The 26,306-nt window shown below is 46.4% G+C and carries 22 protein-coding genes; 14 read left to right on the top strand and 8 right to left on the bottom strand.

Annotation, left to right across the window (positions count from 1 at the left end):
* Positions 1-90 precede the first annotated feature (90 nt).
* The 11 genes from AC3ITG_RS21840 to AC3ITG_RS21790 all read left to right on the top strand — a co-directional run bounded on the left by AC3ITG_RS21840 (position 91) and on the right by AC3ITG_RS21790 (position 12,416).
* On the top strand, positions 91-1,365 hold the full coding sequence (locus tag AC3ITG_RS21840; protein ID WP_489251340.1) for an ABC transporter substrate-binding protein: 1,275 nt from the start codon (positions 91-93) through the stop codon (positions 1,363-1,365).
* Between the two features lie 3 nt (positions 1,366-1,368).
* A complete protein-coding gene (locus AC3ITG_RS21835) occupies positions 1,369-2,241 on the top strand; it encodes a carbohydrate ABC transporter permease (protein ID WP_489251339.1) in 873 nt (290 codons plus the stop codon).
* Between the two features lie 49 nt (positions 2,242-2,290).
* On the top strand, positions 2,291-3,106 hold the full coding sequence (locus AC3ITG_RS21830) for a carbohydrate ABC transporter permease (RefSeq protein ID WP_109998601.1): 816 nt from the start codon (positions 2,291-2,293) through the stop codon (positions 3,104-3,106).
* A 114-nt stretch (positions 3,107-3,220) separates the two neighbouring features.
* Positions 3,221-4,438, top strand: coding sequence for an MFS transporter (locus AC3ITG_RS21825; RefSeq protein ID WP_405153214.1), 1,218 nt, complete (start codon positions 3,221-3,223; stop codon positions 4,436-4,438).
* A 752-nt stretch (positions 4,439-5,190) separates the two neighbouring features.
* Positions 5,191-5,778 carry a cell wall hydrolase gene (locus AC3ITG_RS21820; RefSeq protein WP_163755387.1) on the top strand — a complete coding sequence of 196 codons (588 nt, stop codon included), beginning with the start codon at positions 5,191-5,193 and terminating at the stop codon, positions 5,776-5,778.
* Positions 5,779-6,019: 241 nt separating this feature from the next.
* Positions 6,020-8,002: an AraC family transcriptional regulator gene (locus AC3ITG_RS21815; RefSeq protein WP_489251338.1), complete on the top strand. Its 1,983-nt coding sequence runs from the start codon at positions 6,020-6,022 to the stop codon at positions 8,000-8,002.
* 412 nt (positions 8,003-8,414) lie between these two features.
* Positions 8,415-8,573 carry a DUF8570 family protein gene (locus tag AC3ITG_RS21810; RefSeq protein ID WP_449007225.1) on the top strand — a complete coding sequence of 53 codons (159 nt, stop codon included), beginning with the start codon at positions 8,415-8,417 and terminating at the stop codon, positions 8,571-8,573.
* Positions 8,551-9,429 carry a prohibitin family protein gene (locus AC3ITG_RS21805; RefSeq protein ID WP_310853672.1) on the top strand — a complete coding sequence of 293 codons (879 nt, stop codon included), beginning with the start codon at positions 8,551-8,553 and terminating at the stop codon, positions 9,427-9,429. The genes AC3ITG_RS21810 and AC3ITG_RS21805 overlap by 23 nt, the downstream gene beginning before the upstream one ends.
* 216 nt (positions 9,430-9,645) lie before the next feature.
* Entirely contained in the window at positions 9,646-10,398 is a 753-nt protein-coding gene (yaaA, locus tag AC3ITG_RS21800) for a peroxide stress protein YaaA (protein ID WP_489251337.1), read from the top strand.
* 260 nt (positions 10,399-10,658) lie between these two features.
* Positions 10,659-11,744 carry a DUF1648 domain-containing protein gene (locus tag AC3ITG_RS21795; protein WP_489251336.1) on the top strand — a complete coding sequence of 362 codons (1,086 nt, stop codon included), beginning with the start codon at positions 10,659-10,661 and terminating at the stop codon, positions 11,742-11,744.
* Between the two features lie 390 nt (positions 11,745-12,134).
* Complete coding sequence (locus AC3ITG_RS21790; protein ID WP_090810723.1) at positions 12,135-12,416, top strand: DUF6809 family protein; 282 nt, start codon at positions 12,135-12,137, stop codon at positions 12,414-12,416.
* A 220-nt stretch (positions 12,417-12,636) separates the two neighbouring features.
* Here AC3ITG_RS21790 and AC3ITG_RS21785 read toward each other — a convergent pair whose 3' ends face one another.
* Both AC3ITG_RS21785 and AC3ITG_RS21780 read right to left on the bottom strand, forming a co-directional pair.
* Positions 12,637-13,992, bottom strand: a complete 1,356-nt coding sequence (locus AC3ITG_RS21785; protein WP_489251335.1) for a right-handed parallel beta-helix repeat-containing protein — start codon at positions 13,990-13,992, stop codon at positions 12,637-12,639.
* A 468-nt stretch (positions 13,993-14,460) separates the two neighbouring features.
* Positions 14,461-16,053, bottom strand: coding sequence for a catalase (locus tag AC3ITG_RS21780; RefSeq protein WP_489251334.1), 1,593 nt, complete (start codon positions 16,051-16,053; stop codon positions 14,461-14,463).
* A 173-nt stretch (positions 16,054-16,226) separates the two neighbouring features.
* On the opposite strand from AC3ITG_RS21780, the gene AC3ITG_RS21775 reads away from it, so the two are divergent.
* Positions 16,227-18,209: an ATP-dependent DNA helicase gene (locus AC3ITG_RS21775; protein WP_489254510.1), complete on the top strand. Its 1,983-nt coding sequence runs from the start codon at positions 16,227-16,229 to the stop codon at positions 18,207-18,209.
* Between the two features lie 141 nt (positions 18,210-18,350).
* On the opposite strand, the gene cysK is transcribed toward AC3ITG_RS21775, so the two are convergent.
* The 4 genes from cysK to AC3ITG_RS21755 form a co-directional block, all read right to left on the bottom strand.
* Positions 18,351-19,310, bottom strand: a complete 960-nt coding sequence (gene cysK / locus AC3ITG_RS21770) for a cysteine synthase A (protein ID WP_489251333.1) — start codon at positions 19,308-19,310, stop codon at positions 18,351-18,353.
* 272 nt (positions 19,311-19,582) lie between these two features.
* Positions 19,583-19,969 (bottom strand): YhjD family protein, encoded by a 387-nt coding sequence (locus AC3ITG_RS21765; RefSeq protein WP_064636668.1) that lies wholly within the window; start codon positions 19,967-19,969, stop codon positions 19,583-19,585.
* Positions 19,970-20,359: 390 nt separating this feature from the next.
* On the bottom strand, positions 20,360-20,593 hold the full coding sequence (locus AC3ITG_RS21760) for a hypothetical protein (RefSeq protein ID WP_064636670.1): 234 nt from the start codon (positions 20,591-20,593) through the stop codon (positions 20,360-20,362).
* Positions 20,590-21,627 (bottom strand): nucleotide-binding protein, encoded by a 1,038-nt coding sequence (locus tag AC3ITG_RS21755; protein ID WP_163755096.1) that lies wholly within the window; start codon positions 21,625-21,627, stop codon positions 20,590-20,592. The genes AC3ITG_RS21760 and AC3ITG_RS21755 overlap by 4 nt, the downstream gene beginning before the upstream one ends.
* Positions 21,628-22,543: 916 nt before the next feature.
* Here AC3ITG_RS21755 and AC3ITG_RS21750 point away from each other — a divergent pair.
* Entirely contained in the window at positions 22,544-23,266 is a 723-nt protein-coding gene (locus AC3ITG_RS21750) for a YitT family protein (RefSeq protein ID WP_163755094.1), read from the top strand.
* 189 nt (positions 23,267-23,455) lie between these two features.
* Here AC3ITG_RS21750 and AC3ITG_RS21745 read toward each other — a convergent pair whose 3' ends face one another.
* On the bottom strand, positions 23,456-23,929 hold the full coding sequence (locus tag AC3ITG_RS21745; RefSeq protein WP_489251332.1) for a DUF2188 domain-containing protein: 474 nt from the start codon (positions 23,927-23,929) through the stop codon (positions 23,456-23,458).
* 227 nt (positions 23,930-24,156) lie between these two features.
* On the opposite strand from AC3ITG_RS21745, the gene AC3ITG_RS21740 reads away from it, so the two are divergent.
* Positions 24,157-24,957, top strand: a complete 801-nt coding sequence (locus tag AC3ITG_RS21740) for a lipid II flippase Amj family protein (protein WP_163755090.1) — start codon at positions 24,157-24,159, stop codon at positions 24,955-24,957.
* A gap of 320 nt (positions 24,958-25,277) precedes the next feature.
* Here AC3ITG_RS21740 and msrA read toward each other — a convergent pair whose 3' ends face one another.
* The gene (msrA, locus tag AC3ITG_RS21735) at positions 25,278-26,240 is read right to left on the bottom strand and encodes a peptide-methionine (S)-S-oxide reductase MsrA (protein WP_163755087.1); all 963 of its coding nucleotides are present in this window, start codon (positions 26,238-26,240) and stop codon (positions 25,278-25,280) included.
* Positions 26,241-26,306 lie beyond the last annotated feature (66 nt).

Genomic DNA, 26,306 nt, shown 5'->3' with positions numbered 1-26,306 from the left:
GGAAGGTTATTCTGTCATCGGAGTGGTCAGTATAAACAATCTTTAGTTGACCTTATAGAACATTAATCATCCTTCAGGAGGTCTTCTTTCATGAGAAAAAAACAAAAATATATTCTGCCCCTTGTCAGTATGCTGGTGATGTCCATCCTGCTGTCTGCCTGCGGCGGAGAGGATAACGCGGCATCAGGAGGGGACGATTCCTCTGGTTCGGGCAAAGTAACAATCAGCTTCATGCACTGGCGTGGAGAGGATGTGGAAGCACTGAACAAGACGATTGATGCGTTTGAAAAGGAAAATCCGAACATCCATGTGGAAATGCAGACTCTTCCTTCGGACCAATATCAATCCACTGTACAATCCAAAATCAGTGATGGTTCGGTAGGGGATGTATTTGCTTCCTTCCCTGGTGCACAGTTCGAAGCCTTCGCCAAAGCCGGATTGTTTACGGATCTGACTGGATCGTCGTTTCTGTCGGCCTACAATCCAAAGCTGATTGAAGCAGGCCAGCACGATGGCACGCAATATGCAATTCCGTATCAACTCGTATACAACGATCCAATCTACAATGTGAAGCTATTTGAAAAATACGGACTGACCCCGCCGACGGATTGGGAAGGCTTCCTGGCGCTTTGCCAGACACTGAAAGACAACGGCATTATTCCGATTGCATTTGCTGGAGCGGACATTGGTCCGGGCCAATTCATGAATACGATGGTGATGAACAATGCACCGAGTGGCGACATTTTTACCAAAGTGGAAGCCGGAGAGGCCAAACTGACGGATGAGTTTTGGGTGAAAACATTAACTCAGATCAAAGAACTGAACGACAAAGGATACTTCCAGCAGGACGCACTGGGAACGAAAGACCCGGCAGCGGGAGCACTCTTTATCCAGGAGAAAGCAGCCATGCTGGCAAGCGGATCGTATCAGCTGGCACAGAACAAGCTTCAAAATCCGAATCTGGAGCAGAAGCTGCTCGCACCGATTACCGTAAGTGCAGATCAAGCGAAGTATGAAGGTGTTCATACCACGACATTTATGCTTGCGGTGAACAGCAAGTCCAAACATCCGGAAGAAGCGAAGAAGTTCATCGAATTCCTGAGCAATCCGGAAGTGGCTGGCGAATATGCCAACCAGACGGGACAGAATGTAACGGTGAATGATGTGAAGTACGATACACCTGAACTTCAGGTTGCCGGAGATTGGGCGAGCAAAAAGACCGTGTTCCAGCCACGGTTCACCATCCTGAACGGAGATAATCAGAAGGCCGTAACCAACTCTATTCAGGCTGTACTGAGCGGCACTTCTCCTGAAGAGGCAGCGCAGCAGGCACAGGCGATCATTGATCAGCATATCGGGAAATAAACGATGAAAAATCGTATTCAGCTATCCCTGTTTTTGTTACCCGGGTTGCTGCTGTACGTTGCACTGTTCGTATTTCCTACATTGACGGGGCTGTTCTACTCCTTTACGGATTGGGACGGGGTATCCCCGTCGTATGCATTTGTAGGGCTGGATAATTACAAGGACAGTCTCAGCAGCATCGTATTTCGCAAAGCCTTTGGCAACAACGTTGAGTTCATGTTGACGGTTGTTATTGCGCAAACCTTTATTTCACTTGTTCTGGCGCTGCTCCTGGTACGTAACACAAAGACGCGCATCGCGCTCCGGGCGCTGTATTTTCTGCCTGCGATTCTGTCCTCTGTATCGGTGGGTTTGATCTGGGCATTTATGTACGATCCTTCCATTGGACTCATTAACTATGGTTTGAACGAGGCAGGTATGGGGAGCATTGCCCACAACTGGATTGGTGATCCGAAGATCGCCATCTACTCGATTGCCGCGGTACAGGTCTGGGCACATGCCGGGCAGATGATGATCGTGTTTATCGCAGGTCTGCAAGGCATCCCAGCGGAGCTGTATGAAGCAGCACGTATGGATGGCGGCAGCAAATGGCAGGTATTCCGTACCGTGACCTGGCCGCTACTTGCACCTTCGGCAACGATTGTCGTGGCCTATACCACGATTCAATCCTTCAAGGCTTTTGATCTCATTTTCACAATGACGGACGGAGGCCCGAACTACGCAACTGAAATTTTGACGACATATATCTATCACACCGCCTTTGGCAGCTACTCATTTGGCCTCGCTTCTGCGGGTTCAATGATCTTCCTGGTTCTGCTCGCTTTGCTGGCGTTATTGCAGTTCAAGGCGCTGCGTGCCGACCGGGTAAGCTATTGATATTGTTGCTGGAGCAATTATCCTGCACAAGAGGCAGAAGGGAGTTCACATGTTTCTAAAGTGGTTCAACCGCCTGATTTTATTGGTGTACGCGCTGCTTATTATCGTGCCGTTGTACTTTGTATTTGTATCATCGTTCAAAACGAGCAGCAACTTCTTCATCAGTCCATTTAGCTGGCCGGACCCGTTTACGTGGGACAATCTCACTGGCATGTTCCGCAATCAGCCGATGTGGCAGTATTTCGGGAACAGTCTGGTCGTAACGCTGGGTACGGTTGCGATTGAGTTATTGCTCAGCAGCATGATTGCGTATGCCATTGTTCGCTGGGGCGGCAGTGTGGGCAAAATTGTGTTTGCCTTGTTCGTGGCAGGTCTGATCGTTCCTTCCCAAGTGAGCATGCTGCCGATCTATTCCCTGACACGTACGCTTGGATGGTCGGACAGTCTGACAGGACTCATTGTAGTATCAGCGGCGATGTTAATGCCGGTCTCCGTATTTATGCTTACGGGCTTTATGCGTATGCTGAATGCGGAAATACTGGAAGCGGGCAGTATGGATGGGGCAAGCGAGTGGAGGCTCTATACACGAATCGCTTTGCCGCTGGCTGCACCTTCGCTGGCAGCTACAGCCACGTTCCTGCTCGTGATGGTCTGGAATGACTTGCTCATTCCGATGCTAATGCTCAGCAGTAAGTCCAAGCTAACGTTACCACTTGCACTCATGCAGTTCCGCGGAGAATACGTGACGAACTATCCGATGATGCTCACCGGTGTGCTGGTAACAGCCATTCCGATGATCGTGCTGTTCATTCTGCTCCAGCGTTATTTTGTTGCAGGTCTGACAGCAGGTTCACTCAAGGGGTAAGGTATGGGAAGAAGATCAACGGATATGCGTATTTTACATTGATTTCTGAATCATTCTGCATAATAATGGTTTAGTGTCAGAATGACTACATAGAGATCAAGGGAGCTATAAGACATGAGCAAACTGGAAGTATTGCGGAATCCCAAGCAACGCAAGCTGCTGTTCAGTGCCGGCATGAGCTGGCTGTTTGATGCAATGGAAGTCGGCATGATTTCCTTCATCGTGGCTGCACTCGCCAAGGAATGGAGTCTCAGTCCCGGACAAGTCGGGGTGCTTACGAGTATCAACTCCATCGGTATGGCGCTAGGTGCATTGCTTGCGGGGGCACTTGCGGACCGTTTCGGCCGAAAGGCTATTTTGATGTGGACCCTGCTGGTATTTACGATTGCTAGTGGCCTGTCAGCATTAGCGACCGGATTCGCTGTATTGTGTGTACTACGTCTAATTGCAGGTATCGGCCTCGGCGGGGAGCTGCCCGTTGCATCTACGTTGGTATCGGAGTCGATGCCTACGGCAGAACGTGGACGTGCAGTTGTACTGCTGGAGAGTTTCTGGGCAGGTGGCTGGATTGTATCAGCACTCATTGCCAACTTTGTTATCCCGGAATATGGCTGGAGAATTGCTTTTGCCATTGGTGCCGTTCCAGCGTTCTATGCGCTGTATCTGCGCCGTGCCATTCAGGACCCGCCTCGTTACAAGAACAATACCAAGATTAAGAAAATCACGTTCCGCGAGAAGGTGGCGACTGTCTGGTCGGTACCGCATCGCCGCACAACGTTGATGCTCTGGATCTTGTGGTTTACCGTCATTTTCTCCTATTATGGCATGTTCCTGTGGCTGCCTTCGGTTGTTATGGCAAAAGGCTTTACGTTGGTCAAAAGCTTCCAGTACGTGCTGATCATGACGATCGCACAGCTGCCAGGTTACTTCACAGCGGCGTACTTCATTGAGCGGTTTGGCCGCAAATTTGTACTTGTCGTTTATCTTACATTGACAGCAGTAAGTGCGATTGCTTTTGGACTGGCAACAACGGAAGCGACGATTCTGACCGCAGGTATCTGTCTTTCCTTCTTCAATCTGGGAGCTTGGGGCGGTCTGTACGCGTATAGTCCGGAATTGTACCCCACTTCCGTTCGTTCAACAGGTGTGGGTCTTGCCACATCGGTAGGCCGGATTGGGGGCGTGCTTGCTCCATTAATGGTTGGTATGTTGGTTCAGCGTGAGGTTGCAATCAGCCTGATTTTCACGATTTTCTTCGTGACCATCCTCATTGGTGCAGCGGCTGTGCTGTTCCTGGGCCGGGAAACTAAGGGTCTGGAACTGGCTGAATAAATGTCAATAAATACAACGCAACTTTTGTGCGGGTCTGCCTGCCTACGCCTATAACGGGCTGGATAAGCGGCAGAAGGTTGATACAAGAAGAGGCATGACCATGGCGTGACCATGGGCTCATGCCTCTTTTTGCTGTGTGTGGAGTGGATTTTCGCCTGCGCCATCGGTCCGATAGACGTTACTTTTTCTATATCCTATAATGACACTCGGGATGTCCAACCGTGAGGATTCAGGGGGAAGAAGTGGGATCTGGATTCAGAAAAGTGGAGGTTAATCTAATCATGAAGAACAGTAATGAAATGGATCAGACGTGTGAAATGATTGAAAAGAATATGATGAATGAGAAGAATAAAATGAATGAAAAGCAAATGATGAGTGGACAGAATAGCGTGTGCGAACGGATACGTGTGATTGAGAATGTCGGGATGAATGTGATGTACAGCTATAATGGCAACGATAGGATGAGTGAGATAAACGGGAGATATGATGTGATTGATCTTACTCCTATTAGAGAGATGAACGAAATGAACCAGATGAAGATGACGAGCTATATCTACAGCCTTGATGAAGAGTTTAGATTAGATAGCGGGGATGAGAGGCTTGATCTGCATGATTTGCACACAAGCACTGACCACATGGAACCTATTAACGTCAGCCGAAAAGTCACCCATCGCAGGGGAAGAAAGGCTGGCAAAAGAGCAGGACGAGTCAGTGTGCTTCTTGGTGCCTTCGCGATGGCTCTGGGACTGACAATGGCAGCTCCGTCTGCTGGAGCACAGAAATTGGAGCAGGGCGTTCGCGGTGAACATGTTCTTCAATTGCAGGAGCAACTAAGCGAACTGGGGTATTTTAAAGCTGGATTGACCGGATATTACGGTTCTATTACCAAAGGGGCTGTCCGTAAGTTTCAGCAGGCTCAAGGGTTGAGTGCGGATGGAATTGCAGGCCCGGCAACACTGAACAGACTGAACAAGAAGGCAGCAGCCCAAGGTAATACGCTGCGCCAGCTCGCGAAGCTGATCCATGGGGAAGCACGCGGAGAATCCTTTGAAGGACAGGTTGCTGTTGGCGCGGTCGTATTGAACCGAGTGCATTCAAATGCATTCCCGTCATCAATTCCAAAAGTGATTTTCCAAAAAGGGCAGTTCACGGCCATAGACGATGGACAGTTTAATACAAAGCCAACCCAGACTTCCTATCAGGCAGCTCGTAAAGCTTTGAATGGCACTGATCCAACACACGGAGCGCTCTATTATTATAATCCGAAGATTGCAACTTCGTTGTGGAGCAAGAGCAGACCAACGTTGCTGACGATTGGGCAGCATGATTTTACAAGGTGATTAGATTAAGAGTTATAAGTAATAATTAAAATAATGGTGAACCCCGGTTGTGCGCTGCTGAATGCAGACGTGCTGCCGGGGTTCTGTTGGTTCTTAGGGAGTTACGGGGATTTTCTCCTTGCCTTTAAGTCGCTCTCTAATTGACAATGATTATCGTTATCGAATATAGTCAAAGTGAATTATAAAGGGATTTCTTACTGAATATTAGGTTCAGTATGTGGTCAAACGGGGGAGAAAAATAGTGAACTGGGAAGAGTATATTCAAATGTGGGACAATTCATCGATTCAGCTGGTGGATATTCGCCAAATTGTAATAAGTAGCGGGGGGAAGCAGCAGTACCATCTCCCAGTCAGTGGTTTTATATATATCGTGCAAGGACAAGGCTCCATTTCATTAGATGAAGATATACATATATTTAAACGGTTTTATCTACTACATGCAGGAAAAGGAAGCAGAATCAGGATCGAGGCCGGGCAAGATGAGGTCACGTACTATTACATTTTATATAGAGGTAGTATGTCACCCAAAGCTAGCAAAGAAATTCAGAACAACTATGACATGAACAACCCTTTTCAGCTACCGTATGCCTACCAGCCTCTTGCTCCGCTTAATCTATATCGCCATGTGGATTCAATGTATGAGGAATGGAGCCGAAGACAGGTATTTGAACGTTTTCATGTGAAAATCTTTTTTTACCAGTTCGTATATACACTAGTCCAGCAACTGAAGCTTCAAGGAGTTACTTCAAAGGAAAAGGATATGGTAGAAGAGATCATCCAGTACATTCACGAACATTTTAATGAATCTATTTCTCTTGAGTCCTTGGCTGAACAATGGAATTATAGCATTCAATATTTATCGAAACAGTTTAAACTTCGTACGGGCAGAAGTCCTATCGAATACGTGATTCAGGCGCGGATGGCTAAAGCAAAAGAATTAATGATTCGGACAGATGCCACTGCACAGGAGATTGCTTCAAGTGTAGGTTATAGTGATGTTTTTTATTTTACACGTCTGTTCAAGAAGCAGGTCGGGATGACGCCAGGGCAATATAAAAAGAAAATGAAGGAGAGCTTAGGTGATTCAGATAGTCCATGGGAAGGGTTCGTATCCTCTATGGGCAAACATTCTTCTACTTGTTATGTTATTGATGATAATCATTATCAATACAAAACAGAAGGGGATAGACAGATGTATAGAGGAACAAGATCGAAGATGGTATTAACACTCATGTTATGTTTTACATTGATGCTTGCAGCATGCACGAATGGGAACTCCAGTCAAAATAATACCCAGGGATCAGCAGGTGGAAATTCAAAACAGAGTGCAGAGTCTACTCAAAATATGCCTACCAATGAGGCCAAAGAAGATACGAGCATGCGGAAAGTATCAACGGTCATGGGTGAAGTTAGTGTTCCAGCACATCCCAAACGTGTTGTTGTTGACTGGGATTTAGGGCCAGTCTTGGCTGTAGGGGTCACGCCTGTTGGAGCGTCCAGTACACAAATGAACTTTGCCAAGTTTCTAAAACCTTATTTACCTGACACGGTTCAAGATATTGGTTTGGAGGGGAGCATCTCTTTAGAGAAGGTATTGGATTTGACTCCAGATATCATCATTACATGGAATACCGCGGCCTACGAAAGTTACTCCAAAATTGCACCGACCGTTGTATTTGAGACAAGCAAGTACTCTACGATTCAGGAAGAAATCACAGCCATGGGCGATATCCTGGGTCGACAAGAAGAAGCTAAAAAGTGGAATGAAGATTTTGAAAAACGTACGGAAGCTGCCCGCAATAAAATCAGAAATGTAATTCCTGAAGATGCAACGATCTCCATTGTGGATTATATAACTGTAGACAAATTTTTGATGGTGATTGGCAATGCAGGCGAGCGTGGAGGAAGAGCTACATACGATATTTTGGGACTAAATCCAACTCCTAAAGTAAAAAGTGAAATCATCGACAAAAAAGAGGACCGTATTGAAGTGTCATGGGAGACTGTAAACGATTATGTAGGCGACTACGTCATTGTGCTTAGTGTTGAAGGCAAAGAGCCACCCAAGCTCCCAGTGACGTGGACATCCTTAGATGCGGTCAAAAATCATCATGTAATTGAGATTGAAATGGAAAAATATTTTGCGGCGGATTCATTCTCATCCCTTTTACAGGCTGAAGATATTGCCGACAAGATTACGAAAATGGCTGCGGCTGCTAAATGATTAAATGCTCCAATTGGATCTAAGCTTTCAATGCCTAACTGAAACAACGCACACCGATTGAACATCAATACCTATCGTAGCTTAACTATTTTAGTTAGAGGGTAGCATCAAAGTCGCCTACATGGCGGCTTTTTTTGTGACAGTAGGACAGTCACCTACAGAGAAGAGCAAGGGACAACTCACTCCTGATCCATAATATCCAGATGAAATGATGATCACTTTCTTGATATGGATAACCGGGTAATGGACGTCTCACACTCACCATTTTCTTCTCTACTTTACCTAATGGTAGTTCAAGTACTGGAAATCATTGAAACCGAATACGAATTTACAAAGTATATATAAAGGAGGATATAATTAGTTGCTATTTATAAATTTGTACTCGGTTACATCCATAGAGGGGAGGACGAATATGCCATTTATTGGGGGGATCATTTTAATCTTTATCCTAGCATTTATTCTATGGTCATTAATGTTCCCGCTATTCAATAAAATAGGTGGTAGACTGCTGAAGAAATACAATAAATTCAAACAAGAGGAGAATGGTGATGGAAAATTCAAAGACGTTTAAAGTAGGGGCTATTGCGGTTGCAGTAGTTATTATTGTGGGAGTGTTACTGGTGACCTTCTTTTTAACACGAATTCCTAATGGATATGTTGGGGTCGTTTATTCACCCAATGGAGGCGTAAAAGATAGTACACTAAGTCAAGGGTGGAAACTCGTTGGAGCGTTTGATAAAGTAACCAAATATCCGATCCGAATTCAAACGGTTGAATACAGAGATATTCAGATTGCAACTTCTGATGGGAAAAACATCACAATTGATTTTGCTTACAACTACCAAGTAGAACCAAGTAAAGTATCTTCTATATTTAATACATTTGGACCAATTAGCATTCAAGAAATTGAGGATACATATCTCAAAACACGTTTCCGTGACGCAGCTCGTAAAGGTATTTCCAAGTTTACAGTAATTGATGTTTATGGTGAGAAGTCATCCGAAGCAGGAGTGGATGTCCAACAACGTTTTTCTGACGACGTTAAAGAGTTAGGCTTTATTGTATCTAACGTTACCGTAGGTGTTCCTCAACCTGACGCTAAGACTCAGGAAGCAATCGATAAGCGTGTCGAAGCTTCTCAAGAACTGGAACGTAAAACGACTGAACTTGAGATCGCCAAAAAAGAAGCAGATCGTAAGCGCGTGGAAGCACAAGGTAATGCAGACAAACTATTGATCGAAGCAGAAGGTCAAGCTAAAGCAAATAAAGAGCTTCAACAATCATTATCGAGTCAACTCGTTGAATATGAAACCATCAAGAAATGGGATGGAGCCCTTCCATATGTAAGTGGGTCAAATACGCCAATGATTCAATTGCCGACTACAAAAACAGAGCAAAATAGCGGCACGGGGAGCGTAACACCCTAATTAGCGGTTTGAAATGCACGTTTTGCTTTTTCAACAATTTAATGTGTTGAATTCCAATGAACAAGCCGGTCCAATCGTGGGCTGACTTGTTCATTTTTGAGTCTTTTCAAAGGTACCATGATGGATTTATTTAAGCCTTGACATTGGATTCACCTAGCCAATCCTGTACAATGAATAACGACAATAACAACGGTAGATTAAGGATGGATCAGCACGATGAGAATTATTATATCACCAGCTAAAAAGATGAAGATCGATACCGATCTTATGGCTATGGCACAGATGCCGCATTTTATAAACGAATCAGAACAGCTACTCAGTTTGCTTCAAAAGTTAACCTATGATGAACTCAAAGCAATGTGGAAGTGTAACGATGCAATCGCCGAACAGAACGTGGAGCGGATCCGGAATATGAATATAAAAGCAAATCTTACCCCAGCCATCTACGCCTATGAGGGAATCCAGTATCAGTATATGGCTCCGGGTGTTTTTCAAAATAAGGAACTGGAGTATGTGGAGCAGCATTTACGCATATTATCCGGTTTTTATGGCATGTTACGGCCTTTGGATGGGGTTACCCCTTATCGGTTGGAGATGCAGGGCAAGCTGCAAGGTCCGGGGTTCAAATCCCTTTATCAATTCTGGGGTAGCAAATTGGCGGATCAGCTTCAATCGGAAAGCGACTGTATTCTGAATCTGGCTTCCAAAGAGTATAGCAAAAACATCACGCCTTTCCTGAATGAGGAAACCCGGATGATCACTTGTGTGTTCGGACAAATGGTCGATGGGAAGCTTGTTGAAAAGGCAACCCGGGCCAAAATGGCCAGAGGTGAGATGGTACGATATATGACAGAGCGTAAGATTACAGATGTGGAGGGTATAAAGGGATTTGATCGGTTAGAGTTTGTTTTTTCAGAAGAGAAGTCGGACGAGAGTAATTATGTATTTATATATTCAGAGGAGAAATAGCTAGTTTTACAGCGATGGATTTGATGTACATCTTGCAGTTGTCAGATGAGTAACTCTACGTAACAAAAAATCTGGATAAATTGTTAATTTCGCCCTTGTAGTCACTAAAAGCGATTATAATTAAAATTATGTTCAAGTCGATTACCTATCCTAATTTAATAGGATAATCATACGCAAAAAGGCATAGTGATGAATCGCCTATGCTATAAGGGTTATAGACTTTTCGAATACACACTTATGTGTAAGAGGAGGCGAATGATATGACGATAATGCCTGTTATGGTAATGATCTTTGTATTTGTACCTACCATTCTACTCATGGTAAGCATGCCTTATTTAACAAGAGAGACGATTAGTTTTGGGGTCACCGTCAGCGCTGCACAATTCCACAGTGAGCCTCTGCGCCAGATGCGGAAGTCATATGCTAGGATTAGTGCTACCTTACATACCATCCTATTCATTGTTTGCATCATCTGCCTAATATACGTTGAACATTCCAAGCAACAAAGTTGGATCATTGTCACTTATTCACTCGCCATGGTCGTAATCTCCCTAGTCATAAACATTAGCTATCATTTCAAAATGAAAAGTTTACTACCTATGCTGCCTATTGCTCCGGAACCATCGATCATGGCAGTGGACACTGAATTTCGGGAAAGAAACATTGGCTTGTCTAGTAATTGGTTCCTCATTCATTTTTTAATTATTGGTGTTAGTATTCTAACTGTGCTACGCAACTACGATCTTATTCCTGATCAGATTCCGATCCATTTCAACAGCAGCTGGAACGTAGACCGCTATGCAGCTAAATCTTATAGTTCTGTGTTTATGCCTACGATAATGCAAGTGTTCATAACACTTTTGTTCATATTTGAGAATTGGAGTATTCGCAGAGTGAAGCATCAGGTTCAACCCACTGATCCTAACCGTTCCATCAGACAAGACGTAACATTCCACCGTACTTGGTCATATTTTATGATTACAGCAAGCTTCTTAATAGTTATCCTGTTTTCCGTTGTGCAACTAAACATGATATCTCTACTTAACATCAATTTCGCTATCCCCATTATCCTAATTATAATAGCTTTTATCATCCTATACGCCTTCGCCTTATCGTTCTGGGCTGGTCAGGGCGGAAGCCGCTTGGAGCGGTCTGACGATTCCTCCAATGTCAGACCTGTCCATGATGATGATAAATGGCTATTAGGTATGATTTATTTCAATCGCAAAGATCCAAACCTAATGGTCGAGAAAAGGTTCGGAGTCGGCTGGGGATTAAATTTCGGTCACCCAGTAAGCTGGCTGACTTGTCTCGGAATTATTGTACTGTTAGTTGTGGTGCGGTAACAAGGCTTGGAGGTTAATACTCAGCGGTGTATTCTAGCTTTCAAAAAATAAATATTTTCGCTTCAAAATTAGACGCCATTCACATTAGACAAGAGCAGTTGAGAGGTGGGAAAACGAAAATCCACTTCCTTGATTAACAATTAAAAGGAGAATCGGCATTAGATAACATAATATTCAAGCAGCGGTTCCTTAGGGAAAATGGTCTGCTGGATGGATTTCGAAGATGATATTTCGGCAGACACATCCGACTAGATAGAGGATGATCCACTTTATTAATATAGCGGTTGGGATGTCCCACTTGTCACGTTCGCAGTTATACTAGCGGATTTTCCGCTAAATGCCCATCACACCTCATCCCCTGAGTTACAATATCCCTGAGGTGACCGTACCATGAAGGATAACATGTCAAACCTGATCGAGGATTTGTTTCACGGAAACCTGCGGTTGGACGAGTCGATTCATCCTGAGCATCCCGAGTATCAGGAGATCAATCGCCGCATATCGGACCTGATGCAGAACTATAAGACACAGCATACGGAGAACGAATATGATGCATTGGAAGAATTGGTAGACTTAATCGGGCAATCGACGTCCATGTACGTGGAAGCAGCATTTGAGCAAGGTTTCCGCACAGGCGGTAGGCTGATGATCGAGGTTTTGTGCAGAGCATGAGCGCAAACGATTAACCCAACCTATACGCGAGCAGGGCAGATGTAACCTTTCAAAACCAGCCCTAAAATATTGAAAAACATAAGCAACTAGCATTAACTGTTGGTTGCCCGATCATTCAAACCCCAAAATCCCCTTCTCCATTACCACCGATCAGGCTGGCATGGAAAGGGGCTTTTGTGTTTAATCCCGCACTTATTACCTACACCTGTCTAACTACAACCTACCGCGCACCAATATTCGTACCTGAAGGCGTACCCGACCCAATCAGATCACTCCCGTTCGCAAGCTTCAGGAAATTACCCAAGACAGGCGTTCCATCCGCGCTGCGTGTCACCGAAGGCACAAGGGAGACAAAGTCGGCTGCGATGGCGAGTAGGCCTTTGTCGTTGACGCTCTTTTTGTTTTTCCACCAGACGTTGGTGCTGCTGACGTCGGTTCCACTGGTTTTGTCGCTGGCGCCGCCTTCGAAGGACAGGTTGTTGGTGAAGATATGTGTGCCTAAATCAAAGGCAAAGTTGCTTTGACCATTTTGCCAGGACGTATTATTTTTCATCTGAATGGAACCGGGATTACTGTTATAGGTGAAGCCGTGCTTTTTATTTTGAAAAGCAATGCTGTTCTCCACAATGTGATTCACCGCGATTTTCTCGCCGCCCAGCTTGAAGCCGTTACCGTCACTATTGGTGGTGGATGTACCATCCGAAGTCTGCCCGTTGTGATGGGAGAGGCTGTTGCGGATCGTCACGACGCCAATGGCGCCTGTATCTGTTTTGCTGTACAGATCCCAGCCATCGTCTACATTATAGGCAGCGATACAACCATCGAACAGGTTGCCCGGGCCTACCGTCAATTTGGCGGCAAAACCGTCTGCATCTTCTCCGTCATCCGGATCATAGTTATCATGGGAATAGGAGCGGATAATCTCGTTATAGGCAGGCCACTCGCTGTTTGCCGCAGTAGAGGCATAACGTCCGAGCTGGATACCGGTATCCCGGTTATGATGAGCTTCGATCTGTTCCAGACGGTTGTAACTGCCCCCGATAAAGATACCGTTGTCGCCCGCACCCTTCACTTCAAGCCCTTTGACGAGCCAGTAGTCTCCGAACATTTGTAGCCCGCGATTGGTGGAAGCGAAGGCTTGGGCGGAGAAATCAAAGACAGGCTTTTCCGATCCGTACGCCACCAGATTTTTGCGTTGTCCCGATGTACCACTATTGCCTCGTTCAATCGTAACCGTTTCCGAGAAGCTGTAGGTGCCACCGCGCAGATATATCGTTTTGCCAGGTGCGATCTGGGTCAACGCGTTAGCCAGTGACGTAGGACTCGCGAGGGTTCCGGGATTGCTAGCCGAGCCCCCAGGAGCGACATATAGATCACCTGCAGCGAGTGCGGTGCTGGAGGTAGCCACAGAATCAGAGGGATTTTGCAGTCCGCTATAGATCAATTCCGCCGCACCAGCCGATCCACCGCCGAGCAATAATAGAGGGAACGCGGCACTTAGGCAGATGTGAGTCATTTTCGATTTCAGCGAACGTTGAGATGATGCATGAACAGAAGTGATTGGGAATAATTTCATTAAGCAAACCTCCTTAGTAATTGGGAAATGAAGTCCTAGAGGACACAGGTTCATGGTAAATGTTGTAAACGTTATCATCAATAATCATTTGATCAGATGGACTCAACCTGCTGACAAGCCTCGTATAACTGGTCGGAAATGGAAATTCATATGAGTAACGCATAATCTTGCGCTCAGTTCATGTCCCTCATTTAACAGGGGATCATCTGAAATGAACTTAGAAAGAGCCCCTTTTCTTAGCAAACGGCATGATCCATACCTCCAATCATCCGAAATCAACCTTATAAATATTTAAAATAGAAGGGGCCCACATGATCAGCTCACAGTCTGCACAGGTTGAAACGCCAAATACCCTCGATAGCAGCTGCTTAAGCAGTCTTTGCTACCGAGGGTTAATTAACGAACCTATACGTTTCTATATAACATGTCCTTTACCTTAAAATACGCCTTAACTAAACCAGCCAGTGCTTAATATGGATCTGCTTCATGACTGCGCTTGGCGGCCTGTTCCACTGTGGGCTCATGCTTGGGCTGAACCGTGGCACTGTCATCCGTTGAGACGGCGGATAATCCTTCCGCTACCCGGCGTCCATAATCGGCATCCGCTTGTGTGAAATGGGAGATCATGCGCTCGCGGATATCCGGTTTGCATGTGGCTAAAGCATCTACCAGATTGCTGATCAGCTCATCTCGCTCCCAATCTTCAAACGAACGGTAGGTATCACCAGCTTGTCCGAAGTCATTGGTACGCTCAATTTTTTCACGAACAAGACGACCCTCAATAAGAGGTTCATGCTCCTTACCGCGTGGAGTTGCTTCCTTTAACCCACCCAACGAGGAAGGTTCATAATTGACATGTGGATTCTGACCTGGTGCACGATCGACCTGATATTGCATCTGCCCGCCGCTCTGATTGGTGGCAACCCGATTTTTGGGTGCATTAACTGGCAGTTGCAGATAGTTGGCACCGACCCGGTGACGCTGGGTATCCGAGTAGGAGAAGGTGCGTCCTTGCAGCAGTTTGTCATCCGAGAAATCCAATCCATCCACCAGTACACCTGTGCCAAACGCTGCTTGTTCCACTTCATTAAAGTAGTCTTCGGGATTGCGGTTTAGCGTCATTTTCCCAACCGGCAAAAATGGAAACTGCTCTGGCGGCCACAGCTTGGTTGGGTCCAGCGGATCAAAATCCAGTTCTGGATGCTCGCCGTCCTCCATAACCTGAACGCACAATTCCCATTCCGGGTAATCTCCTTGTTCAATGGCGTGATACAGGTCGAGTGTAGCGTGGTTAAAGTTCTGCCCCTGAATATCGCTAGCGTCTTTTTGGAGCAGGTTGCGTATGCCTTGATTGAGCGGTTCCCAGTGATATTTAATGAGCACGCCTGTGCCTTCCTGGTTCACCCATTTGTATGTATTGACGCCCGACCCCTGCATTTGTCGATAGTTGGCCGGAATTCCCCAAGGGGAGAAGAGAAACGTAATCATATGGGTAGCTTCAGGACTTAGCGATACAAAATCGAAAAACCGCTCCATATCCTGTGCATTGGTTAACGGGTCTGGCTTGAAGGCGTGTACCATATCCGGGAATTTAAGCGGGTCACGAATGAAAAAGATTTTCAGATTGTTACCCACCAGATCCCAGTTGCCATCTTCGGTATAGAATTTTACAGCAAATCCGCGCGGGTCCCGCAGGGTCTCCGGTGAATGTCCGCCATGTATAACGGTAGAGAAGCGAACGAACACGGGCGTTTGTTTGCCTTTTTCCTGAAACAGACGTGCACGTGTGTACTTCGATACCGGTTCATCACCGGCCGTTCCATACGCTTCAAATACGCCATGAGCACCAGCGCCGCGGGCATGAACCACCCGTTCTGGAATACGTTCACGGTCGAAGTGAGTAATCTTTTCGAGAAAATGATAGTTCTCCAGCGTAGTCGGTCCGCGGCTGCCAACGGTTCGTACATTCTGATTGTCCGTGATGGGATGGCCTTGCCGATCCGTTAATGTCTCAGGTGCCTTGTCTGAGGAATGCTCAGGTTGTGAAGACTGATGATTCATGGAGCACCGCCTTTCCTTATGATGGATTCGAATATATATTTTCCCTGCAAGCCGGTTCTATACATCGTTTTCATTAAAAAAAGCTTGTCACCCACCTCATGGCGTGGGATAATTAACTTTTGCCCAGCGGCCTTTTTGGAACGGAAAATGAAATTTGGACCGCTTGTCTAAGAATGGAGGCTGACCTAGGATTGTCTACACAACGTTATCCTTTTGCATATGATCCGGCAGAGCCCTTTGTATCCCGTTTAGGGGAATGGGTTGCCGATGTTTTTTACGATATTTTGCCTGAGTCCGGCTTCGAGGTACGGGATGAACAGATTTTTATGGCGTACCAGCTAGAACGGGCCTATGGAGATAAAAAGACCATTATGGCTGAGGCTGGTGTGGGAACAGGCAAGACATTAGTCTATCTGCTCTACGCGGTCTGTTATGCTCGTTATACGGGTAAACCGGCGGTAATCGCCTGTGCCGATGAGTCATTGATTGAACAACTGGTGAAGCCGGGCGGAGATATTGCGAAGCTGGCTGCACATCTGGACTTGGAAGTGGACGCACGTCTGGGCAAGTCACCTGACCAATACGTCTGTCTGAACAAATTAAGTGCGGTGCGATTTGCCGATGAGGATGCACCTGTCATTGAAGAAGTGCATGAGAGCCTTCCGGATTTTGTGAATACGCCGGGTACGCTTCAGGCATTCCATCCGTATGGTGACCGAAAACAGTATCCACATCTGAATGATCGTCAGTGGAACAAAATTAACTGGGACCCGTTCCAAGATTGCTTCGTTTGTCCCAAACGTCAACGCTGTGGTCTGACGCTATCACGTGACCACTACCGCCGTTCCAAGGACATCATCATCTGTTCCCATGATTACTATATGGAGCATGTGTGGACCTATGATGCGCGCAAACGCGAGGGACAATTGCCACTGCTGCCAGATCACAGCTCGGTTGTATTTGATGAAGGACATTTGCTGGAAGAAGCAGCCCTGAACGCACTGAGCTACAAGCTGAAACACCGTATCTTTGAGGAACTCGTGACTCGCCTGCTTGAAGGAGAGATTCGTGAATCCCTCGCGGAGCGTGTGGATGAAGCGATTGAGAGCAGTGAGCGACTGTTTGCGTTGCTGGATACGTATACGGTGGCAATTCCGGGATCGGAACGGAAAGAAGTTCGGGTAGAGCCGCCATTGCTGCGTGAGATTGAACGTCTCACTAGTGTGCTGGATGCGATCGGCGAAGAATTGGTATTTGAAAGTGGATTGTTCTCGCTGGATGGGTACCAGATGCGTGTCGTGGAAGAACATCTTGATATGATTCAGTCTGCGCTTGCTTTGTTCCGCAAGGAAGATGGGTACATCTGCTGGGCGGAAGAGAGTGAAGACGAGACGACCTTATCAATCATGCCGCGTACGGTGAAGGAAATGCTGAACGAGCGTGTGTTCAACACAGGCATTCCAATCGTGTTCTCCTCTGCAACGCTATCTGTGGATAGTTCATTCCGTTATGTGGCGGACAGCCTGGGGATTGAAGACTTTGTATCCTTCTCGGTCGCTTCGCCATATGATTACGCGGACAAAATGCGGATGAAGATTACGAATGAGGCCCTCCCAGGCCACCCGGAGAACGAAAATCGCATGCGGGATGCTGTGTCTTTACTTCAGGAGAGTGGGGGCCGTGCACTAATCCTGTTCCGTACGATGGAGGAATTGCGTGCATTCAAGCAGGACATCGTTCATGTACCTGAAGCAAAAGGTTTGCGCTTTATGTATGAGGGCGACCGGGAGATCAGTGATCTGATTGCGGCGTTCCAGCAGGATGAGGAAAGTGTGCTGTGCTCCGTTAATCTGTGGGAAGGGCTGGACGTTCCGGGTCCGTCATTATCCAACGTGATGATCTGGTCGCTTCCGTATCCACCACAGGACCCTGTATTTAATGCAAAACGTACAGCCTCAGCGGCACCTTATGAAGAGATCGATCTTCCATACATGCTGCTGCGTGTGAAGCAAGGTCTGGGACGTTTGATTCGGACCAGCAGTGATTCGGGTACCGCCGCGATTCTCGATGAATCGTTATACAGCAAAAAGGAAGCCAAAGACCGCATTGCGGCTCTGCTTCCCGAAGGTGTAGAATGGACAACCCTGACTCACTAGTTCACATTCATATTTAGAATATTTAACTTAACTGGCTCCCTTTCCAGAAGTAAGTACTTGTACGCTGCGGCTTCAACGTCCGGCTGTGATCAAGCGCTCATTTTGGAGGGGAGCCTTTGACTTGTGCAAGAGTTTTCTTTGTTAAAAAATACCCATGCTCAAATACCGTTCCCCGGTATCGGGCGCAATGCAGAGCACCCGGTGTCCCGGCCCCAGTTCCTTCGCGATGCGAAGGGAGGCCCACACCGAAGCGCCAGAGGAAGGGCCGAGCAGCAGCCCTTCCCGGGCAGCAAGCTGCCGCATCGTATCCAGTGCATCCTCATCGGACACCTGGATAATGGCATCCCACACGTCGGTATTCAGAATGTCCGGAATGAATCCCGGACTTGTACCGACGAGCTTGTGGGGTCCGGGCTCGCCACCGGACAGCACAGGTGAACCTTTCGGCTCTACCGCATAGATACGAATGTCCGGCAGCTGCTTGCGCAGTTCTTCTCCCGTTCCGGTGATCGTACCACCTGTTCCCGCCGTGGCAATGAAGGCGTCCAGCTTGCCTTCCATCTGTTGCATAATTTCGGGAGCCGTGGTGATCCGGTGGATGTCCGGGTTCGCCTGATTCTCAAATTGCTGGGGAATGAAGCTTCCCGGAATGTCGGCCTGAAGTTCTTTGGCCTTGCGAATCGCGCCAGGCATCCGTTCCGCAGCAGGTGTAAGTACGACATCTGCGCCATAGGCTTTCAGAATGTTGATGCGTTCCTTGGACATGTTGTCCGGCATGATCAGAATGGCCTTATATCCCTTGGCAGCAGCATTCATTGCAAGACCGATGCCGGTATTACCGCTGGTTGGTTCGATAATGGTTGCGCCGGGAAGCAGCAGTCCTGCCCGTTCAGCCTGAACGATCAGGTTATAGGCGGCACGGTCTTTGACACTACCGCTGGGATTGAAATATTCCAGCTTGACGTATACGTCAGCGGAATCGCTGCTTGTAAGTCTGTTCAGTCTAACGGCAGGTGTCTGGCCGATCAGCTCAGTAACATCTGCGGCAATGCCTGTATGTGCGGGTGTTTGATTATTAATTAAATGCGAATTCAAGTCCATGAAGTACAGCTCCTTGATTGATAAGACGTTGAAAGCAATTCCAATGAACAAGTCTGTCCGCCGTTAATGGCTGGCAGGCTTGTTTGCTTATAGGAATCAATTTTCATTACAAGTCTGAACAGAATGTACAGACATGTCTATTCCATCTTAATGAACGCAACCTTCCGGGGTCAACCTCTTTCGCTTAGGCAGAAGGATGGGGAGTCTGAGGAGTAAGTGGACTAAGAAATGTGAATTCAAACTATGACGGGTACATTAAGCAGATGAATCAGCTATAACGGCTGGGTCAGATCCATATCCAGATGCCGACTAAGCTCTTTTTTGACTTCATTCCGCGCGAACGTCCACAGCATATAGAAACGCTGCAAATATCCTCTGCACAGATACTGGGTTTCGATTCCATCAACTTGCCGTTTCTCCTCCAGAACCTTGACACCACGAGTTCTCATCTGTTTGCGAAGCGTCAGCATTTCCTTAAGTACATCATTCTGAATGCGGGTTAGAGACAGAATGTAGACCTCTGGCATTTTGAGCTGCAACGTATCCAGTGTACGAATATCCCGTTCAAGCACATCCAGCAGCAGGGTGCGTACAACCATGCTTTTAATCAATCGGTGGTCTTCATCCGCAGGGGATGGGGCGGAAGGGGATGATGACATACTTTCACTTCCTTAACCTTGAATTCGGACATGTTCTTATTTACAGAACGTATGTTCTTATATTATAATCAATATATGCAATGATGATACACAATACAACCGAGAAATATTGGAAGTAGCCCATATGTGATTCATGCTGAGGTTGTAGGCGGTGAAATAGGGACAGGCCTTCTCCAAAATAAGGTATAATATTTGGGTTTTGCAGGAAACCTAAGGGCATAAAGAAAACGACTTAATGCATCAGAGGAAGAGATGAAGAGCTTTTGGTTGGTACTAGCGAAGGTTAGTAAGAGTTGTCAAAGTGTTGCAACAAAAAAGCCCCTGCCTTGGGTGGCGGGGCCAGATGATCTGCCGAACCAGACGGCAGAGTTGTATATGAGCATAAAGCGGTTAAGCCAGATACTGAGGCTTCTCGTAAAGAGCCTCTTTTTCCAGAATCACTTTGTAAGGTCTTTCTTTACCCTTCAGGGAAGGGCCAATCGTAGTTAGCGGTACGGCCGGTTTGTGGAAACGATCTTCTTCTTTGGGTTCCGGAACCGGTCGTGATGATTCGGGCGCAGAACTGAGGCGTACCTTTTTCTCGCTGCCCCAGCGCTTGCTTATTTTTTTCGTTTCCGGTTTCATTCCGGTTCGCCTCCTAACAAATCGTTGATGGCGTTGAACAGATGACGGTTCTCCAAATCCATCTGCTGAAATATCGCCTCATCCGCTTCAATATGTCCAATAATATGGACCGTGATTACATACCTCTTGGCTACAGGATAGCATAGCAGATACTCTTTCTCAAGGTAGTCGTCGTAGAGATTGATCTTGATTTTGTTCTCCCGGTAAGAATCAATAACCAGAATTCGCTTCGGATCATCAGGCTGTTTGTCGTCGTTGGCGGACAAGTTATATTTTCTCCCCGGTTCCCCAACATTACCACATAATTGTTCAATATGACCACTGTCATCTGTACGGTATATGGCAGTCCCACGCACGGCAAATGGAGGAAGGGATACAAATGCACTGCGAAGTGCATCGCTCATTCGCTCCAACATAACCGAATCTGCTTTGCGGGTACGCAGTAACTCCCTGAAGAATCGCAGCAGCTTGAGCAACTGTAACCGGGCTTCGCCCTCAGACCTCTTGTGTTTCTCAATGATTTTTTCCACTTCGGGATCGCTCCATCGTCCCTGTTCTTCAATGCTGTCTGCGATTTTGGAACAGGCCACCGAGACGGCTGGCGCCCATTTCCCGTCTGAACGAATTTCATAAACCAGAGGATTTAAACCCAGCAGGTCTGTAGGCATGCGTAAACCTTCGATCTTGGAAGCGTCTTTGATGTCCGTAATATCTTCAGGGAGAATGAAAAAAATACGCTTTCGTCCTAGCCGACCCATAAACAAACCCATTTCCAGCATTGTATTATCACGGACAGAGGCATAGTACTTCCCGCGAATTTTCGATATATCATCCGGATGAAAAATAAAAATGGCAAAGTCAGTCGTACGAACTTCTGTTTCCAGATCGTCCATGGTATAACTGCTTGGATTAAAAACTCCGGAGTACCAAGGGGTAACTTCGGCCGAGAAACGCAAGTTTTCGTGTACTGCGGCTGCAATCGGCTTCGCTTCCAGCGAGCAGCCAATAAAGACTCTTGGCTTTAACGTTTTCATCAATCCGCCTCGCTTAAACGGTAGTGGGAATCAATTGTTATATTATACCATAAACAGCAGAGTAAGTCTGGAAACGTTTAGCTGGACCCAAGATAAGCCGATTACATTTGCTATAGTGTATGTGCAAGAGGCAAATGATTCCTTTAAAATCCGTGGAAAAATAAAAAAATGGACCCAAATTGTCACAGTTGGGTGACTGGACAGTTATATTTGGAAGCTTCAGTCATAGAATGAAGGAGCAGGTAGCACCATTAGTTAGAGAAGCTTGTCCTGGTGTGGCTGGTTGGCGGCTCAAGCAGGCCAGAGTGTGCTTTTTGCGCATATTTGAAGGGTCTGCTGTTTCGACCCAATCACATCGGTGTTATATAATAGAAGAACAAGCAAGTTAGCTTAGATTTTTAAACTGAATTGAACATTACACATGTCTATATAAGGTGAACTAAATTTTTACACGAGAACGTAGAGTGCAGAACCCGTCTGGAGAAGCGAAGCGCTCGCCTTTATCCCCGGATTTTCTCCTTTGGAAAAGGGAATCAAAAAATCCGGGGATAACAGCGATCGAAAGAGGGTATTGCAATCGAAGTGGTTAAGTGTAAAGTTTATATGGTCTTATGCAAGGTGTAATATTTATCAGTTTAATTGGCATAGCTAACCACCAACAGACAGAAAGGATCAGGATACCATGAGTTCCCGAAGGATAATTTCCCCAAGGACGATCTGGAAACGTTACGATCTCTCTTACACTTAGCGCCCCTTGTAGAGTACACCACCGTAAAGAAAAAAACGGCTGACTCTGCGAAAGAGGGGATTGGAATGAATAATATTCGAAGGACAAATACGATGATTTCTTCCAGGCTTGCCTTTTGCAGGGTACGGTCGGTGCAAACCAACCTTTACAAACTGCGAGGGAACCTGAATGAAGAGAACATCGTTAACCTTACAACAAGTTAAGACAGAGGCGGGAAAGTTCGCCATTATGCTGCTCGGAACATTTATCTTGGCATTTGCCTACTATCACATTAATTTTCAGAATCATTTATCGGAGGGCGGATTTGTCGGTCTGGCCCTGCTTGGAAAGTACGCGACAGGCTTATCACCTGCAATCGGCATGCTACTGCTGGATATTCCAGTCATGATTCTGGCCTGGTTCCTCAAGGGCTGGAAGTTCATGATTCAGGCGCTGCTGGGTGTGGCCGCATTCTCATTGTTCTATGACGGGTTTGAGCGGTACTCTACCTTGGTCATTCCGTTTCACGGTAATCTGTGGATTCCGGCAGTCCTGTCCGGTGTTATTACCGGCGTGGGAGCTGGCATGGTACTACGATTCGGAGGAGCGACAGGTGGAGATGACATTCTGGCGGTGCTCATTAGCCGTTGGAAGGGCTGGAAGCTGGGAACGGTTTTCTTTGTCAGCGATGCGTTTGTGCTCGGATTGTCGCTTTTCTTTCTACCGGTAAAAGAAACTTTATATACCATTCTGGCCGTATGGATTGCCAGTAAGGTGATTACGTACATGGTCAGTTTCCCGGCTCGCCGGACGGTTACGACCTCAGCTGTGAAACTGCCCGTGTCGACTGCAGCCAAAGTAGTCAGCGGTGCTACACAACGAGCTCCGGTGGCTAGAGGTGTTTCGCATTAAACGTAACGACCACCCTATTCGAAATGAATGTTGTTTGAATAAGGTGGGCTGGCCTCATACCAAACACAAAGCCCTTTTGCATGCTTGATGGGAATCATTCCATTAGCGGCGAAAGGGCTTTTTTGCTTGCCTTCATTAAAAAAATAACGTAATACATTCACGATATATCCTATTTTAGAACAGATTCACTTAAGGCTTAAGGGAAGAGGCAATTTGCCCATCTTCATTATGGATAATAGCCCGAATGTTCTGTTTTTCACTCTTTTCTTTGGCAGCATCCACAGCTTCGGCTTTGGTTCGGAACGTAGCTAGAGATTTGGATTGACCTTCTTCCTTGATGGCCCAGCCGGAGTCAGTAGGAACGACATGAATGTTATCATGGCTTTTGGAAGAAGAGACGGGCTCGGAATGACGGCGTGGAGAGGAAGACTTTCCATGCTCCGATTTGCTGTCTGATGAAGTATGTTTTGTAGCCTGCTTCGAATTCTTCGATGGGGGATGATTCTCATCCCATTCTTCCGCTTTGGCAGTCGCGATTGCAATGGAGCGTCCTTCCTCATAACCGTCGTCCAGCAATGCATTGGCAATCTCAATGGCCTTATGTCTGACACGAGGCTCCAGATTTTTCATAGAAACGGGATAATCCTGTTTGTTCCACGGCATATTGATTCCCTCCTGTACAATATAAGTTATTGTATATTACCCTTTACCTGGTTGAATAAACGATTATTGTGGAGAACCTTGAAGCATATCATGTAGTTTTGGTGCATTTTACTGTTCAGCTTCTCTGCCCTTTCTATACTTTTATGTGGATGAGGAGTATAATGCTTCCATACTTGAAATTACAATAGAAGCATAATGAGAAAAAGAAAAGATAAGGAGATTTACATATGTTTAGTTTGAGCCTAGCCATTCCTATGTTGTTTACGATGCTTATTCATGCGGCTGACAGTCTGTCCTATGCGCTACGCCTTGGAGGATTACGTACTCGCAGAATAGCGCTGGCCTTATCTCTGTCTGGAATTTTGCTACTGGTGTCGCGTACCTCCAATATGGCCCAAGGGCCGATGGTAGGTAATCTCGTGGATACTGCGACGAATGGAGGGAATCCCCACTTTGCAGCACAACTGCACTGGCTAATGGGTGCGGCTACGGTAGGAACAGCCCTGGCTATTCTAAGTTTTCCAACGATGGTCAAACTCGCTTCCCGAATGGTCGTTCATTTTGAGGCGGCAGGATCGATTCCATCCATGGTTCGAGGTCTAATGAAGCGCAGCAAGCTCAAAAACGCGATGTATTATATTACCCCGCCATCATGGAAAATGGCAAAGTTATTGGTACACAACGGAATGCCCAGACGTCTAATGACGTTGAACATAGCGGTGACAGCAATCTATACGACAGGAGTTCTATCCAGTCTGTACGCTGCTTATCTTTATCCGGGGCAGGCTGTAGCTGCTTCGCAATCCACCGGACTCATTAATGGAGTAGCAACCATTCTGTTAACCATCCTGATTGATCCTCGTATTTCGTTGCTTAGCGACAAATCTCTGCGTGGTGAAATCCGGCTGGATCGAATGAATCAGATCTATGGCTGTATGCTTGTATCCCGTTTATTTGGCACATTGTTAGCGCAGTTGTTATTGATTCCATTTGCTTACTGGATCGGCTGGATTGTGAGTACGATGTAAGCTAATTCCAATCTATATACAAAAAAAAGAAAGGGGACTTCCCATGCGTCATGAAGATGACGGGAAGTCCCTTTTTTAGTCTTAATTAATGTCTAACGAACGGAGCACAAGTTAATAGCTTCAATTGCCTCAAGTTTGTAATGTAACGAATCGGAGAGACGTTATTTCATCGCTTTACACGCTGCTTCAGGCTGTTCCGCAGTTTTCACCGGAATAACGTGACTGAAATTCTTTAAAATTAGCATTTCAAGTGAATTGTCCTCTTAAGAGGCGGTCGATTCGCTAGCGCTTCTTAAATACGTACTTCAATGAACCATTACTTAATTAAACAGTACGGCGTATTCGGCATATCCTTCTTTTTCAAGATCTTCTTTGGGTACAAAACGAAGGGCTGCGGAATTGATGCAATAACGCATTCCACCAGCTTCGGCAGGGCCGTCGTTGAACAGGTGACCCAGATGGGAATCCCCTTCACGACTTCTCACTTCGGTACGAATCATGAAGTGGCTGAGATCCGTTTTTTCCTTCACATTGTAGTCACGTAGTGGACGGGTGAAGCTTGGCCAGCCGCAGCCTGAATCGTATTTGTCGGTGGAACTGAACAATGGCTCACCGGATACGATGTCCACGTAAATTCCGTCACCGTGGTGATCCCAGAACTCGTTATGGAACGCTGGTTCGGTTGCGTTGTTTTGGGTAACTTCATATTGCAGCGGCGTCAGACGCTCCTTCAGGCCGTCTTTATCCACTTTGCCGGACCAGTTACGTTCGATAAAGTCTTCACGTCCAGAACCTTTACGGTACCGTTTGTAGTGCGCAGGGTTTTTGTGATGGTAACCTTGGTGATGCTCCTCTGCTTCATAGAACGTTTTCGCTGGCAAAATCGGTGTGAAGATTGGTTTGTCAAAACGTCCGCTTTGTGCCAAAGCTGCTTTGGAAGCTTCTGCGATCTGGCGTTGTTCTTCACTATGATAGAAGATGGCTGTCTGATAAGATGATCCACGGTCATGGAATTGTCCACCCGTATCTGTTGGGTCGATCTGTTGCCAGAACAATTCAACGAGTTTCTCATATGGGAAGATGGCAGGGTCGAACGTAATTTGAACGGCCTCTACGTGACCTGTCGTTTCCGAGCAGACCTCCTCATATGTTGGATTCTCCGTATGTCCTCCTGTATATCCCGATACAATCTTATGAATACCGGGTAGTTCCTCGAAGGGGGATACCATACACCAGAAGCACCCGCCTGCAAAAGTTGCTTTTTCACTAGTATGTTGTTCCATGCTATAGTCACTCCATTTCTGATGAAGAATGATATTTTGGCTTACTCTTCTATTATATCCCGAATT

The organism is Paenibacillus sp. GL_099_B, from assembly GCF_057835695.1.
This window is presented reverse-complemented; position numbering and strand designations above follow the sequence as displayed.

Coding starts and splice junctions, on each gene's coding strand:
- cysK (WP_489251333.1), bottom strand. CDS start 19,310: ATGGACTTGAATTCGCATTTAATTAATAATCAAACACCCGCACATACA.
- AC3ITG_RS21780 (WP_489251334.1), bottom strand. CDS start 16,053: ATGAATCATCAGTCTTCACAACCTGAGCATTCCTCAGACAAGGCACCT.
- msrA (WP_163755087.1), bottom strand. CDS start 26,240: ATGGAACAACATACTAGTGAAAAAGCAACTTTTGCAGGCGGGTGCTTC.
- AC3ITG_RS21805 (WP_310853672.1), top strand. CDS start 8,551: ATGGAAAATTCAAAGACGTTTAAAGTAGGGGCTATTGCGGTTGCAGTA.
- AC3ITG_RS21760 (WP_064636670.1), bottom strand. CDS start 20,593: ATGAAACCGGAAACGAAAAAAATAAGCAAGCGCTGGGGCAGCGAGAAA.
- AC3ITG_RS21750 (WP_163755094.1), top strand. CDS start 22,544: ATGAAGAGAACATCGTTAACCTTACAACAAGTTAAGACAGAGGCGGGA.
- AC3ITG_RS21740 (WP_163755090.1), top strand. CDS start 24,157: ATGTTTAGTTTGAGCCTAGCCATTCCTATGTTGTTTACGATGCTTATT.
- yaaA (WP_489251337.1), top strand. CDS start 9,646: ATGAGAATTATTATATCACCAGCTAAAAAGATGAAGATCGATACCGAT.
- AC3ITG_RS21790 (WP_090810723.1), top strand. CDS start 12,135: ATGAAGGATAACATGTCAAACCTGATCGAGGATTTGTTTCACGGAAAC.
- AC3ITG_RS21820 (WP_163755387.1), top strand. CDS start 5,191: ATGGCAGCTCCGTCTGCTGGAGCACAGAAATTGGAGCAGGGCGTTCGC.
- AC3ITG_RS21810 (WP_449007225.1), top strand. CDS start 8,415: ATGCCATTTATTGGGGGGATCATTTTAATCTTTATCCTAGCATTTATT.
- AC3ITG_RS21830 (WP_109998601.1), top strand. CDS start 2,291: ATGTTTCTAAAGTGGTTCAACCGCCTGATTTTATTGGTGTACGCGCTG.
- AC3ITG_RS21765 (WP_064636668.1), bottom strand. CDS start 19,969: ATGTCATCATCCCCTTCCGCCCCATCCCCTGCGGATGAAGACCACCGA.
- AC3ITG_RS21785 (WP_489251335.1), bottom strand. CDS start 13,992: ATGAAATTATTCCCAATCACTTCTGTTCATGCATCATCTCAACGTTCG.
- AC3ITG_RS21775 (WP_489254510.1), top strand. CDS start 16,227: ATGGAGGCTGACCTAGGATTGTCTACACAACGTTATCCTTTTGCATAT.
- AC3ITG_RS21795 (WP_489251336.1), top strand. CDS start 10,659: ATGACGATAATGCCTGTTATGGTAATGATCTTTGTATTTGTACCTACC.
- AC3ITG_RS21755 (WP_163755096.1), bottom strand. CDS start 21,627: ATGAAAACGTTAAAGCCAAGAGTCTTTATTGGCTGCTCGCTGGAAGCG.
- AC3ITG_RS21745 (WP_489251332.1), bottom strand. CDS start 23,929: ATGCCGTGGAACAAACAGGATTATCCCGTTTCTATGAAAAATCTGGAG.
- AC3ITG_RS21835 (WP_489251339.1), top strand. CDS start 1,369: ATGAAAAATCGTATTCAGCTATCCCTGTTTTTGTTACCCGGGTTGCTG.
- AC3ITG_RS21825 (WP_405153214.1), top strand. CDS start 3,221: ATGAGCAAACTGGAAGTATTGCGGAATCCCAAGCAACGCAAGCTGCTG.
- AC3ITG_RS21840 (WP_489251340.1), top strand. CDS start 91: ATGAGAAAAAAACAAAAATATATTCTGCCCCTTGTCAGTATGCTGGTG.